At 74.4% G+C, this 13,186-nt stretch carries 12 protein-coding genes and 1 pseudogene; 9 read left to right on the forward strand and 4 right to left on the reverse strand.

Annotated features, from left to right (window positions below; translation table 11 throughout):
* Positions 1–76: 76 nt before the first annotated feature.
* Positions 77–1,582: a carboxylesterase/lipase family protein gene (locus ACZ4V6_RS20660; RefSeq protein ID WP_467829329.1), complete on the forward strand. Its 1,506-nt coding sequence runs from the start codon at positions 77–79 to the stop codon at positions 1,580–1,582.
* 24 nt (positions 1,583–1,606) lie between these two features.
* On the opposite strand, the gene mmuM is transcribed toward ACZ4V6_RS20660, so the two are convergent.
* Positions 1,607–2,515 (reverse strand): homocysteine S-methyltransferase, encoded by a 909-nt coding sequence (gene mmuM, locus ACZ4V6_RS20665; protein WP_467829332.1) that lies wholly within the window; start codon positions 2,513–2,515, stop codon positions 1,607–1,609.
* Between the two features lie 161 nt (positions 2,516–2,676).
* On the opposite strand from mmuM, the gene ACZ4V6_RS20670 reads away from it, so the two are divergent.
* From ACZ4V6_RS20670 to ACZ4V6_RS20685, 4 genes are all read left to right on the forward strand, one after another.
* Complete coding sequence (locus ACZ4V6_RS20670) at positions 2,677–3,516, forward strand: lysostaphin resistance A-like protein (protein WP_467829334.1); 840 nt, start codon at positions 2,677–2,679, stop codon at positions 3,514–3,516.
* Positions 3,513–4,679 carry a sensor histidine kinase gene (locus tag ACZ4V6_RS20675; RefSeq protein ID WP_467829336.1) on the forward strand — a complete coding sequence of 389 codons (1,167 nt, stop codon included), beginning with the start codon at positions 3,513–3,515 and terminating at the stop codon, positions 4,677–4,679. Before ACZ4V6_RS20670 ends, ACZ4V6_RS20675 begins: the two co-directional genes overlap by 4 nt.
* On the forward strand, positions 4,676–5,335 hold the full coding sequence (locus ACZ4V6_RS20680) for a response regulator (RefSeq protein WP_467829338.1): 660 nt from the start codon (positions 4,676–4,678) through the stop codon (positions 5,333–5,335). Before ACZ4V6_RS20675 ends, ACZ4V6_RS20680 begins: the two co-directional genes overlap by 4 nt.
* A gap of 140 nt (positions 5,336–5,475) precedes the next feature.
* Positions 5,476–6,552 (forward strand): glycoside hydrolase family 43 protein, encoded by a 1,077-nt coding sequence (locus ACZ4V6_RS20685; RefSeq protein WP_467829341.1) that lies wholly within the window; start codon positions 5,476–5,478, stop codon positions 6,550–6,552.
* 324 nt (positions 6,553–6,876) lie between these two features.
* Here ACZ4V6_RS20685 and ACZ4V6_RS20690 read toward each other — a convergent pair whose 3' ends face one another.
* Entirely contained in the window at positions 6,877–7,413 is a 537-nt protein-coding gene (locus ACZ4V6_RS20690) for a hypothetical protein (protein WP_467829343.1), read from the reverse strand.
* Positions 7,414–7,531: 118 nt separating this feature from the next.
* Here ACZ4V6_RS20690 and ACZ4V6_RS20695 point away from each other — a divergent pair, with 118 nt between their 5' ends.
* From ACZ4V6_RS20695 to ACZ4V6_RS20705, 3 genes are read left to right on the forward strand one after another with little or no spacing between them, the layout of a single operon-like run.
* Positions 7,532–8,005, forward strand: coding sequence for a hypothetical protein (locus ACZ4V6_RS20695; protein WP_467829345.1), 474 nt, complete (start codon positions 7,532–7,534; stop codon positions 8,003–8,005).
* Positions 8,002–8,751 (forward strand): isocitrate lyase/PEP mutase family protein, encoded by a 750-nt coding sequence (locus ACZ4V6_RS20700; protein WP_467829348.1) that lies wholly within the window; start codon positions 8,002–8,004, stop codon positions 8,749–8,751. The genes ACZ4V6_RS20695 and ACZ4V6_RS20700 overlap by 4 nt, the downstream gene beginning before the upstream one ends.
* 35 nt (positions 8,752–8,786) lie before the next feature.
* Positions 8,787–9,590, forward strand: coding sequence for an SAM-dependent methyltransferase (locus tag ACZ4V6_RS20705; RefSeq protein ID WP_467829350.1), 804 nt, complete (start codon positions 8,787–8,789; stop codon positions 9,588–9,590).
* Positions 9,591–9,660: 70 nt separating this feature from the next.
* Here the strand turns inward: ACZ4V6_RS20705 and ACZ4V6_RS20710 are convergent.
* A pseudogene (locus ACZ4V6_RS20710) lies at positions 9,661–10,014 on the reverse strand (TetR-like C-terminal domain-containing protein); the annotation flags it as partial.
* A 274-nt stretch (positions 10,015–10,288) separates the two neighbouring features.
* Positions 10,289–11,545 (reverse strand): D-arabinono-1,4-lactone oxidase, encoded by a 1,257-nt coding sequence (locus ACZ4V6_RS20715; protein WP_467829353.1) that lies wholly within the window; start codon positions 11,543–11,545, stop codon positions 10,289–10,291.
* Between the two features lie 149 nt (positions 11,546–11,694).
* On the opposite strand from ACZ4V6_RS20715, the gene ACZ4V6_RS20720 reads away from it, so the two are divergent.
* On the forward strand, positions 11,695–13,014 hold the full coding sequence (locus ACZ4V6_RS20720; protein ID WP_467829356.1) for a radical SAM protein: 1,320 nt from the start codon (positions 11,695–11,697) through the stop codon (positions 13,012–13,014).
* The last annotated feature ends 172 nt before the right edge of the window (positions 13,015–13,186 follow it).

Genomic DNA, 13,186 nt, shown 5'->3' on the forward strand with positions numbered 1-13,186 from the left:
TGCGGTGCTCTGATGTGAGCGGTGCGCAGTGCGGCGGTACAACGGTGCGTCAGCGCGGCGAAGGACTGGTGAGCGCATGTCGGCAGGCCGGACGGACCCCGTGGTCAGCACGCCTCACGGGGCGGTGCGCGGCAGACACGAGGACGGGATCGCCGTGTTCCGGGGCATCCCCTACGCGGCGCCCCCCTTCGGTCCCCGCCGGTTCCGGCCCCCCGTGCCGCCCGAGCCCTGGGACGGAGTGCGCGACGTCGGCGCCTTCGGGCCCACGGCACCGAAACCGCCGTACTCCGAGGCGTTCGCCCGTTATCTGTCCGACCCGTCGATCCCCGGCGACGACTGCCTCAACCTCAACGTCTGGACGCCGCAGCCGGGCCCCGGAGCTCGCCTGCCGGTGCTGGTGTGGCTGCACGGCGGCGCCCTGACCAGGGGTTCCTCCGCGGTGCCCGTCTACGACGGCCGCACCTTCGCCCGCGACGGCGTGGTCTGCGTGTCGGTCAACTACCGACTGGGCGTCGAGGGCTACGGGCTGTTCCCGGACGCCCCCGCCAACGCCGGGCTGCGCGACCAGATCGCCGCGCTGGAGTGGGTGCGGGACGCGATCGCGGCCTTCGGCGGCGACCCCGACCGGGTCACCGTCGCCGGTCAGTCGGCCGGGGCGATCAGCACCGGAGTCCTCCTCGCCGCGCCGCGGGCCCGCGGCCTGATGCGGCGCGCGGTGCTGCAGAGCGGGGCACCGGAGGCGTCCGACCGCGACAAGGTGCGCCGCATGGTGCGCCGCATGGCCGCCCGGCTGAGGATCCCGGCGACCGCGGAGGCCTTCGCCGCCGCCGACCGCGAGCAGCTGCTGCGCGTGCAGGCCGAGGTGGGCAGGCTCGGCAGCCCCGTGCTCGGCGGCCCCGCCTTCGGCATCGTCGTCGACGGCGACGTGGTGCCGGGCGACCCCCTGGAGGCGCTCGTCGACGGCGAGGCGGCCCGCGACGTCGACCTGATGATGGGCTGGACCCGTGACGAGTACCGGCTCTGGCTGGTCCCCGGCGGCCTGGTCGAACGTGTCGACCGGCTCGGCGCCGTCGCCCTGGCGGGCGCGCGGGCCCGCTGCCACTGCGGCAACGAGGTGGTGCGCGGCTACCGCGCCCTGCACCCCGACGCCGGCACCGCCGAGACCGTCGGCCAGCTCGTCACCGACCACCTGCTGCGCGTACCGGTGCACCGCCTGGCCGACGCGCGGCCGGGACCGTCCCACGTCTACGAGTTCGCCTGGCCGTCCGGCCTGCCCGGCCTCGGCGCCTGCCATGCCCTGGAGCTGGGCTTCGTCTTCGACTCCGGGGACGGGCCGGACGCGCGCAGGCTCGCGGGCGAGGGTGCTCCGCGGGAACTGGCCGACGCGATGCACGGGGCGTGGGTCCGGTTCGCCGAGTCCGGGGACCCGGGCTGGGAGGCGTGGGACGCCACGCATCCCGTGCGGGTCTTCGGCGACGGCGCCCCGCACACGGTGCACGGCCCGCGCGACGCCGAGTACGACCTGTGGAAGGCCGACGCCGCCACGCGGGGGACACGGGTCGGGCGTCCGGTACGACGGTGAGGGCGGGCGGCCTGCGGTACCGCGTCAGGACCGGCCCGGTGCCGCCGCGACCGACGCGATCGCCTCCGGGCCCACCCGGCAGCAACCGCCGATCAGCCGGGCCCCGGCGGCCCGCCAGCTCTCCACCTCCTCGGGGGTGAAGGCGGAGCGGCCGGTCCAGCGGCGGGCGGCGGCGTCCCAGGACTCGCCGCTGTTGGGGTAGACGACGACCGGCTTGCCGGTGACCCGGGAGGCGATCTCGACCGCGCCCGCCACGTCCTGGGGCGCGCAGCAGTTCACGCCGACCGCGATCACCTCCTCCGCCTCCGCCGCCGGCCCGAACGCCTCCTCCAGCGGCTGGCCGGCGCGGGTGCGGCCGCCCGCGACGGTGTACGACAGCCAGGCCGGCACGCCCAGTCCGCGCACCGCCCGCAGCAGCGCCGCGGCCTCGTCGGCGTCGGGGACGGTCTCCAGCGCGAGCACGTCGGGGCGGGCGGCGGCCAGCACCTCCAGGCGGGGACGGTGGAAGCGCTCCAGCTCGGCGACGGTGAGCCCGTACCGGCCCCGGTACTCGGAGCCGTCCGCGAGCATCGCCCCGTACGGTCCGGCCGACGCCGCCACCCACAGCGGCCGGGCGGCGCCGCACCGGCGGGCGGCCTCGCGCGCCAGGTCCACGCCGAGCGCCATCAGCCCGGCGGCCCGCTCCCGGCCGATGCCGCGTGCCGCGAACCCCTCGAAGGTCGCCTGGTAACTCGCCGTGATCGCCACGTCCGCGCCCGCCTCGAAGTAGGCGAGGTGCGCCTCGGTGACCGCCTCCGGCCGTTCGGCCAGCAGCCGCGCCGACCACAGGGCGTCGCTCAGGTCGTGACCCGCCGACTCCAGCTGGTTGGACATGCCGCCGTCGAGCACGAGGGGCCGGCCACGGACGAGGGCGTCGGCGAAGTCAGGGGTCATGGGACGAGGTTAGCCAGTGCTCACGGGCGTCCCCGGGGAGCTTGTCCCCCGTGCGAGCTACGGCCAGGTGTCCCCTGTGAGGTGACGACCTCCGGCCGCCGGATCCGTAGCGTCCGGTGCAGCGCGCGGCACTCGGCCGCGGGCCCGAGGAAGGGGTTCCCGTGAGGTTCGTCCTGCAGTTCCTGGTCGTCCTGGCGATGTACGCCGTCACCGGCAACGCCGTCAACGCGGTGAAGGACGATGACGGGCTCACGCTGGTCCTCGGCTTCGTGACGGCCGCGCTGGCGGTGCTGGTGTACGCGTGGGTGGTCCGGCGGACCGAGCACCGGCCCGCCCGGGACGTGGCGCGGGAAGGCGCCGTGTCCAGGACCGCCTGGGGCGTCCTGATCGGCGCCGGGATGTTCAGCGCCGTCATCACGAACCTCCTCGCCGCCGGGTACACCGAGGTCGACGGCCTCGGCTCGGTGACGGGCGCGCTGGGGCTGGCCGGCTTCATGGCCGGCGCCGCCGCGACGGAGGAGGTGGTGTACCGCGGGGTGCTGTTCCGGATCGTCGAGGAGCACATCGGCACCTACCTCGCGCTGGGCGCGACCGGCCTCCTGTTCGGCCTCTCCCACCTGTTCAACGAACACGCGACCCTGTGGGGCGCCCTGGCCATCGCCGTCGAGGCCGGCTTCATGCTCGCCGCCGCGTACGCCGCCACCCGCAGCCTGTGGCTGACGATCGGCGTGCACTTCGGCTGGAACTTCTCCGTGGCCGGCATCTTCAGCTCGGAGGTCTCCGGCAACGGCACCGACCAGGGGCTGCTGGACACCACGACGTCGGGCCCAAAGCTGCTCACCGGCGGCGGGTTCGGCCCGGAGGGCAGCGTGTACTCGGTGGGCTTCGGGGCGCTGCTGACCCTCGTGTTCCTGTGGCTGGCCCACCGGCGCGGGAACATCGTGCCGTTCGGCGCCCGGCGTGCCTCCAAGATCGACTCCGCCGCTACACTGCCCCGGTGATCGATCGTCGACGGTTCCCGGAGTCGTGGCACCGCCTCGATGTCACGGTCCGGGACCTGCCGCTCGGGGTGCTGCTCCTCGTCGCGTCGGTCATGCCCGTATTCCACGGCGACGGCACGCAGGTCGGCGGCCTGCCGACCCGGCCCGCCGACGCGTGGGCGGGCCTCGCGGCCGCCCTGCAGTGCCTTCCGCTCGCCGTGCGCCGGCGGTGGCCGCTCGTCTGCCTCGCCCTGGTGTCGCTCGGCTTCGCCCTCGACCAGCTGCGCGGTTACCACCTCGTCGCGGGCACCGCGCTGCCCGTCGCCCTGCTGAGCGCGGGGTCCTGGCAGGAGCGCTACCGGCGCACCGCCCTCGTCGCTTCCTCCGCGGCGTTCGCGGCCCTGGCGGTGGCGCTCCACGAGCGCGGGCCGGGCGAACCGGCGGTCGAGTTCGTGACGTTCTACCTGGTGCTGGCCCTCGTGTGGGGCATCGGCGCGTGGATGCGCTCCGCCCGTGCCGCGGAGGCCGAACGCCGCCGCCGCGTCGCCGAGGACGCCCGCAGCGCCGAACGCACCCGGATCGCCCGCGAGCTCCACGACGTCGTGACCCACCACGTGACGGCGATGGTCGTGCAGTCCGAGGCGGCCCGGTACCTGACCGCCGCCCCCGACCGCCTCGACGAGGCCCTGACCGCCGTCAGCGACACCGGCCGGCGGGCCATCACCGACCTGCGGCACCTGCTGGACCTGCTCAACCCCGACCACGGCACCGGCCGGGGCGGCGAGGACCGGACACCGCCCGTCGGCAGGGTGCTCACGCTCGTCGAGCAGACGCGGCGGGCCGGACAGCCGGTGGAGTTCACCGAGGAGGGCACCCCGCCGGCCTCGACCGGCAGCGCCGACCTCGTGGCCTACCGGGTCGTGCAGGAGGCCCTGACGAACGCGCTCAAGCACGACCACGGCAGCCGGACCTCGGTCCTGGTGCGCCATGACGAGAGGGAGATCGCCGTGGAGGTCGGCACGGACGGTTCCGGGGCGCGGGACGCCTCCCCCGGCGGCGGCGGGCGGGGCCTGGAGGGCCTGCGCGAACGCGTCGGCGTCCTGGGCGGCGACTTCAGCGCGGGCCCCCGCACGGGCGGGGGCTTCCTGGTCCGGGCGCGGATACCCACGGGGAGCCCGGTGTGAGCGCGCCGGTCCGGGTCCTGGTCTGCGACGACCAGGCGCTGATCCGCACCGGGCTGTCGACGATCATCGGCGCGCAGCCCGACATGGAGGTGGCGGGCGAGTGCGGGGACGGGCGGACCGCGGTCGAACTGGCCGGGCGGCTGCGCCCGGACGTCGTGGTGATGGACGTGCGCATGCCGGTGCTCGACGGCATCGAGGCCACCCGTCTGCTGGCCGGAGCCGGGGTGGAGCACCCCGTGAAGGTGCTCGTGGTGACGACCTTCAACCTGGACGAGTACGTCTACGAGGCGCTGCGGGCCGGAGCGAGCGGGTTCCTGCTCAAGGACGCGCCGCCGGACCGGCTGCTGCACGGCATCCGGACCGTGGCCCTGGGCGCGGCGCTGCTGGACCCCGAGGTGACGCGCCGGCTCGTGGGCCGGTACGCCGCCCGCATCCGGCCCGCGCCGGGAAGCGCGCGGGACATCCCGCTGACGCCCCGTGAACTGGAGGTCCTGCGCCTCATCGCGGACGGCCTGTCCAACAGCGAGATCGCCGCGGCCCTCGTGATCAGCCACGAGACCGTCAAGACCTTCGTGTCCCGCATCCTCACCAAGCTCGGCCTGCGCGACCGCGTCCAGGCCGTCGTCTACGCCTACCGGCACGGCCTGGTCGTCTGAGACCCCGCGCGAGCTCCCGGCGTCGGACCCGTTGACCTTCCCCCGCCCCACCCTTACCTTTTCGGCGTTCGTCATCACAGATGGCGTTCGGCATGCCGAACCACCGGTACGTGCCGAACCCCCGTCGAGAGGCAGCCCGCATGAGCCGCGCCGACGATGCGCCCGTCCAGCCCGCCCCCGGCCGACGCCTGCTGTTGAAGGGCGCCGCCGCCGCGGGCGCCCTGACGGCCGTCCCCGGCACCGCCTCCGCCGTCCCGCGGAAGGCCGCCCCGTACGTGAACCCGCTCGTCCGCAACCGCGCCGACCCGCACATCCACCGTCACACCGACGGCCACTACTACTTCACGGCGACCGTCCCCGAGTACGACCGGATCGTCCTGCGCCGCTCCCGCACGATCAACGGCCTGGCGACCGCCGACGAGTCCGTCGTCTGGCGCAAGCACGCCACCGGCGCGATGGGCGCGCACATCTGGGCCCCGGAGCTCCACCGCATCGACGGCAAGTGGTACGTCTACTTCGCCGCCGCGCCCGCCGAGAGCGTCTGGGACATCCGCATCTGGGTGCTGGAGAACTCCCACCCGAACCCCCTGCGGGGCACCTGGGTGGAGCGCGGCCAGGTGAGGACGGCGTGGGAGACCTTCTCGCTGGACGCCACCACCTTCACCCACCGGGGCACCCGCTACCTCGCCTGGGCACAGCACGAGCCCGGCATGGACAACAACACCGCCCTGTGGCTGTCGCGGATGGCGAACCCGTGGACCCTGACGGGCCCTCAGGTGCGGTTGTCCACCCCGGAGTACGACTGGGAGTGCGTCGGCTTCAAGGTCAACGAGGGCGCGTCGGTCATCGCCCGCAACGGCCGGCTGTTCATGACGTACTCGGCCGCCGCGACCGACGCCCACTACTGCATGGGCCTGCTGACGGCCGACGCGGACGCCGACCTCATGAACCCCGCCAGCTGGTCGAAGTCGCCGACGCCCGTCTTCACCAGCAGCGACGCCACCGGGCAGTACGGCCCCGGCCACAACAGCTTCACCGTCGCCGAGGACGGCCGCACCGACGTCCTCGTCTACCACGCCCGCCAGTACCGGGAGATCACCGGCGACCCGCTCGACGACCCCAACCGCCACACCCGCGTCCAGGAACTCGGCTGGAGGCCGGACGGCACCCCGGACTTCGGCGTCCCGGTCGCCGACACGGCGAAGGCGGGCGCCTGAGACGGGGCGATGCGTGCACGCGGCCGGTGCCGCCCTCCGCCCGGCCGTCCCGGTGCCGTCGCCACCGCCCGGGCGGCACGGGCGGCGCCCCGCCTCCCGGGGAACCGCACCGCCACCGCCTGCCGCTTCGGCGTCCCGCCGGGCACGAAGGCGGCCGTGGAGTCCCTCGGCGTGGAGGGCTCCAAGGCGCTCCGCCCCTACGACGAGGAGCGGGACGGCACCCACACCTGCGCGTACGGCGCCACCGTCCACGCGGGCCCGGTGCGGGACGGGCTCGTCGCCGGCGGCTGGTGCCCACGGGCAGCGTGGGGCGAGGCGCGCGGCTCAGTCCTGGAGGCGGCGGCGCATCTGCGACAGGCGGCGGTCGTAGCGGAAGTGGTGCCGGACCATCCACGTCATGAAGACGACCGCGACCGCCAGCAGCCAGCCGCCCGTGACCACCGAGCCGGAGGCGAACCACAGGCCCGCGGTGCCGAAGGAGATCACGGCGAGGAGGGGGAGCGCCCACCAGCGGTGGCGCCGCAGCCGCTGTTGGCGGGAGTCGACCAGCGCCGCCATCGCCCGCCGCCGGCCGGGTTCCCCGGGCGGCGGCGCGCCCTGGAGGATCTGCCGCTCCATGGCGGGTACGTCGTCCGGTTCGGCGCCGGTGGTCCGCGCGTCGTGCCGCCGGCGGCGGCGCACCAGCCACACGGTGTAGAGGCTCGTCAGCGCGGCGCCCACCAGGGCCGGCAACACCCCCGTCGTCCCGGGGAAGGCCAGGCGGGTCAGGAGCCCGACGGCCAGGACGAACAACCCGATCACCCACAACCTGTCCTGCCACCGCCGCTCGGGACGGCCGTCGCGTCGCCCGGTGCTCACCATGTCCGCCTTCCGGTCGGTCGAAGAGGCCCGAGGGCCCGGGGTGTTCGTCCGGATACCCGTCCCAGGGGCCGGAACACTTCGGCGACGGCCGAAGCAACCCGCGCCTAGCGTCGGGGACATGAGCGACACGCACATCACCACCGCCACCGGCCCCACGCCCGCCGACGCCGTCACCGGCATGGTCGACCACGTCCTCGCCCTGGCCGCCACCTGGACCGCCTGGGACGGGGAACCCGCCCACGTGGACGGCCGGGTCTACACCCCGCACAAAGCCGTCCGGCGCGTCGCCGACCACCTGATCGACCACCTCGCGGAACTGGAGGCGCGGCTGGCGGGGGAGCGGCCGCAGCCCGACCACTGGCACGCCTCCGCGATCACGACGGACGCGGACCGCGCGCCGTTCACCCAGGAGGACCTCGACGAGGCCCGCAGCCGCCTCACCCGGCTCGCCCGGATCTGGGCGGTCCGCCTCGGCTCCCTCACCGGCGAACAGCTCGACCACTCGCCCGGGGAGGGCTGGAGCTTCCGCGAACTCGCCCGGCACGTCACGGAGTCCGCGTACTACGCCGATGCCGTGGGGGACCTGTCGTGACCGCCTTCGCCGACCTGCACCGCGCGGGGGAGCCCCTGCTGCTGCCGTGCGCCTGGGACCACGCCTCCGCGCTCCTCCTCGCCGGCCGGGGCTTCGCCGCGATCGGCACGACCAGCCTGGGCGTCGCGGCCGCGGCCGGGCTGCCCGACGGGGCGTCGGCGACCCGCGACGAGACGCTCCGGCTGGCCCTCGCGCTGGGCCCGCGGCCCTTCCTCCTCTCCGTCGACGCGGAGGGCGGCTTCAGCGACGACCCCGACGAGGTCGCGGAGTTCGCGCGGCAGCTCGCGGCGGCCGGAGCCGTCGGCATCAACCTGGAGGACGGACTCGGCCCCGTCGACCTGCACGCCGCGAAGATCGCCGCGGTGAGATCGGCGGCCCCCGGCCTCTTCGTCAACGCCCGCACCGACACGTACTGGCTGGGCGACGGCGAGGGAACGTCACGGCGCCTCGACGCCTACCGGGAGGCGGGCGCCCACGGCGTCTTCGTCCCCGGCCTGGACGACCCCCGCGTGATCGCCTCCCTGGTCCGGCAGTTGGACGACACCCCCCTCAACATCCTGTACACACCGGCCGGTCCCACCCCGGACCACCTCGCCGACCTGGGTGTGCGCCGGGTGAGCCTCGGCTCCCTGCTGTACCGGCGCGCGCTGGGCGCCGCGCTGGAGGCCGCGGCCGGCATCCGGTCCGGGCGGGCCCCCGGAGGGACGGTGCCGGCCTACGACGACGTACGGGAACTGGGTAGTTGACCCCTTGAAGTATCGCTCTGTGTGAAGCTACCCCCATGGATCACCCGCGTGATGAAGTCAGGGCCCGGCTGCAGACCGACCGCCCGCACTCCGCCCGTGTCTGGAACTACCTGCTGGGCGGCAAGGACAACTACCCCGTCGACAGTCAGGTCGGCGACGTCATCCTGTCCACCTTCCCGGAGTTCGCGGAGGTCGCGCGGCTGCAACGGAAGTTCCTGGCGCGCGCCGTGCGCTTCCTGGCCGGGGAGGCGGGCATCCGCCAGTTCCTCGACATCGGCACCGGTCTGCCCACCGCGGACAACACGCACGAGCTGGCCCAGCGCATCGCGCCGGAGAGCCGCATCGTCTACGTCGACAACGACCCCCTGGTCCTGACGCACGCCGAGGCGCTGCTCACCAGCAGCGAGGAGGGGGCCTGCGCCTACATCGACGCCGACGTGCGCGACCCCGACCGGATCCTCGCCGAGGCCGCCGCGACCCTGGACCTCGACCGGCCGGTCGCGCTGACCATGCTGGGCATCATGGGGCAGGTCTCCGACGAGGACCGGCCCGCGGACCTGGTCGCCCGGCTGGTGTCGGCACTGCCGCCGGGCAGCTACCTCGCCCTGAGCGACGGCACGAACAGCAACGCCGCCCTCAACACGGCCGTCGAGACCTACAACGGGCAGTCGGCCAACACCTACCACCTCCGGTCCCCGCAGGAGATCGCCGGCTGGTTCGCCGGGCTCGACCTCGTCGAACCCGGCGTGGTGGCGACCGCCGCCTGGCGCCCGGACGGCACCGTGCCCCCGGAGTCCACGGCCGAGGTCTCCGTCTGCGGGGTCGCGCGCAAGGCCTGAGCGCAACGGCGCGGGGCGCGGAGCAGCCGCCGGCCGGCCGGTGCTCCAGCGCGACGTACAGCGCGTCCACGGCCCTGTCCCACGACGCCTGGACGTCCCGTGGGGCGCCGAAGGCCCCGGCGGCCTCCAGGGCGCAGCAGCCGTGGACGCGCTGCGCAACAGGCGTACGGCATCGATGAGTAGGGCTCGACGAGGCCGTACGCGCGCAGCATCCCGTAGGTGATCTGCGCGGTGCGGCGCAGCGCGGGGAGCCGGCGAGGAGGGAGCGGTCGACACGGACCCGGGTCGCGGCGTACCGGCCGGGACGGCGCAGCGCGTACGCCCGGCAGGCGTCGGCGAAGGCGGCCGGCGCCGCCTTCCCGGCCCGTCCGGCGACCGCCGCCTCGATCCGCCCGGTCGACTCGCCGCCCGCCGGCAGCGCCATCCGCACGCGCAGGTCGCGCAGGCCGCGGACGTGCGTGTACAGGCTCGCGTCCTTCACCCCCAGCCACCGGGCCGGCGCGGAGACAGTGACGCTCTCGGACCCCGCCTCGTCGGCGAGGTCCGCGGCGGCCGCGACGACGCGCTCGGTCGTGGGACCGGCTCGGGGCACGGGTCCACCTCTTCGGCGGGTGCGCTCGCATGCGCGGGATCTCCGGCGCGCATCCTGGGACGGGTGCGGGCCCGCGCCCTCCGGCCCGGCCGGCCGCCCGCCCGCCTCAGCCGGCCAGTACCCCGCGCACGAACGCGTTGGTGAACGTGCCCCGCGGATCCAGCGACCTCACCAGCGCCCCGAAGTCGTCGAGCCGCGGGTACCGGGCGCGCAGGACCGCCGCCGGAGTGGTGAACACCTTCCCCCAGTGCGGCCGCGCGTCGAAGGCGTCCAGCGCCTCCTCCAGCCGCCGCACCACCGGCAGCACCGCAGCGGTGTCCTCGACCCAGGTGAAGTGCACCGCCACCGTGTCCCGCCCGTAGGAGGGGCTCAGCCACTGCTCGTCCGCGGCGACCGTGCGCACCTCGCAGGTCTGCAGCACCGGCGCGACGACGTCCCGTACCGCGTCCAGCGCGCGCAGCGCGTCCGCGGCGTGCTCGCGCGGCATCAGGTACTCGGACTGGAGCTCGGCGCCGCTGCTGGGCATGAAATCGGCGCGGAAGTGCGGCAGCCGCTCGTGCCACGGCCCCGGCACCCCGAACTGTTCGGTGCAGTTCACCGCCGGCATGCCCGGCACCGGGTGCATCTTCTCCGTGGCCGGGGCGGCGTACGGGAAGCCGGGCAGCGGCCGGTCCGTGCGCCGCTTGAGCCACACCTGCCGGAAACCGGGTGCTCGCCAGTCGGTGAACAGGCTCACGCTGTACGCCGCCGCCATCACCTTCTCGAACGTCGCCGCGTCCAGCCCGTCCGACGGCAGCTCGGTGAAGACGTGCTGCTCGACCTCGTAGGCGGGCTCCAGGTCGAGGGTGAGCGCGGTCACGACGCCGAGCGCGCCGAGCGAGGTGACCGCGCCGCCGAACCGTTTCTCCCCGCGTGCGACGGTCACCGTCGAGCCGTCCGCCGTGACCAGCTCCACCTCGCGCACCGCCGACGCCAGCGAGCCGTTGCCCACGCCCGAGCCGTGCGTGCCGGTCGCCACCGACCCGGCGACCGAGATGTGCGGCAGCGACGCCATGTTCGACAGTGCCAGCCCCCGCGCGTGCACCAGCCGGGCCAGCTCCGCGTACCGGACGCCGCCGCCCACCCGCACCGTGCGGGCGGCCGTGTCCACGTCCACCTCGGCCGGCAGCGAGGCCAGCGACAGCAGGACGCCCCCGGGGCCGGGCTCGGCGATCTCGTTGAAGGAGTGACCGCTGCCCAGCACCCGCACCGCCCGGCTCCGCGCCACGGCGGCCCGCAGCGCGTCCAGCGAGTGCGGCCGCAGCACCTCCCCGGCCGTGTAGGTGATGTTGCCGGCCCAATTGGTCACGGTGGCGTCGCCCATGCCGCAGCCCCTCCTCGATGTCCGTGAGGACCAGGAGTCCTCCGCCGGAGAACCTACCTGGCACGCCGGGAGGGGACCCGGGCGGGAAGCCGCGAGGGCGGGGGCATACCGTGAGAAGTCGAACGCCTGAGCCGGGAGGAGACAACGGGATGGACAGCCGTACCGCGCTGGTCGAGGATCTGATGGAGCGGTTCCCGCACGTGCCGCGCGAGGCCGTCTTCAAGGAGGACCTCCTGCGGGGCGGTGTGGCCTTCGACCCCTCCGCGCTGAGCGACAACGAGGACGGCGAGGTCAAGCCGAAGTCGTACTTCATCTTCTCCTTCGACCACGGCACCCTGCCCGAGCTGGGCGAGGCCGCGCTGCGCCGCCCGCCCGAGGAGATCATCCTCACCGGCGGCCCCTACGACCTGCGCCGCACCGTCGTCTCGGTGCGCGTGAACCCGTCCTCCCCCTACCGCGTCGCCGCGAACGAGGACGGCGTGCTCGGCCTCTACCTGGACGGCAGGCGCATCGCCGACGTCGGTGTCCCCCCGATGCCCGAGTACTACCGGCACACCCTCTCCAACGGGAAGTCGGTCATGGAGGTGGCCCCGACCATCCAGTGGGGCTACCTGATCTACCTGACCGTCTTCCGGGTCTGCCAGTACTTCGGCGCCAAGGAGGAGTGCCAGTACTGCGACATCAACCACAACTGGCGCCAGCACAAGGCGGCCGGCCGCCCCTACACGGGCGTGAAGGACGTCGAGGAGGTGCTGGAGGCCCTGGAGATCATCGACCGCTACGACACCCAGAAGGCCTCCACCGCCTACACCCTCACCGGCGGCGCCATCACCAAGACGGTCTCCGGACGCGACGAGGCCGACTTCTACGGCCACTACGCCAAGGCCATCGAGGAGCGCTTCCCCGGCCGCTGGATCGGCAAGGTCGTCGCCCAGGCGCTGCCCAAGGACGACGTGCAGCGCTTCAAGGACTACGGCGTGCAGATCTACCACCCCAACTTCGAGGTGTGGGACGAGTACCTGTTCAAGATGTACTGCCCCGGCAAGGAGCGCTACGTCGGCCGCGACGAGTGGCACAGGCGCATCCTGGACTCCGCCGAGATCTTCGGCGCGCGCAACGTGATCCCCAACTTCGTCGCCGGCGTCGAGATGGCCGAGCCCTTCGGCTTCAAGACGGTCGACGAGGCCATCGCCTCCACCACCGAGGGCCTGCGCTTCTTCATGTCGCACGGCATCACGCCCCGCTTCACCACCTGGTGCCCCGAGCCCACCACCCCGCTCGGCAAGGCCAACCCGCAGGGCGCGCCGCTGGAGTACCACATCCGACTGCTCCAGGCGTACCGGCAGACCATGGAGGACTTCGGCCTGTCCTCGCCCCCCGGCTACGGCCCGCCCGGCGCCGGCAACGCGGTCTTCTCCGTCAGCTCCTTCATGGACAGCCTGCCGGCGGACGAGCCCGTCCAGGCGTGAGCGCGGCCGCCGGGATCCGCGCCGGGCGGCCCGCCGCGTGCCTCTCGCCCGGCGCGGAACCGCCGGCCGCCATGGGTCACGGCCTCACCGCGACACGCCCGCGCGGCCGCGTACATGTTCTGTGTGCGGCACCGGTCGGAGCAGGGCCGGGGGCGACGGGGCCGGGGAGTCC

This window comes from Streptomyces sp. NPDC029152 (assembly GCF_055564355.1).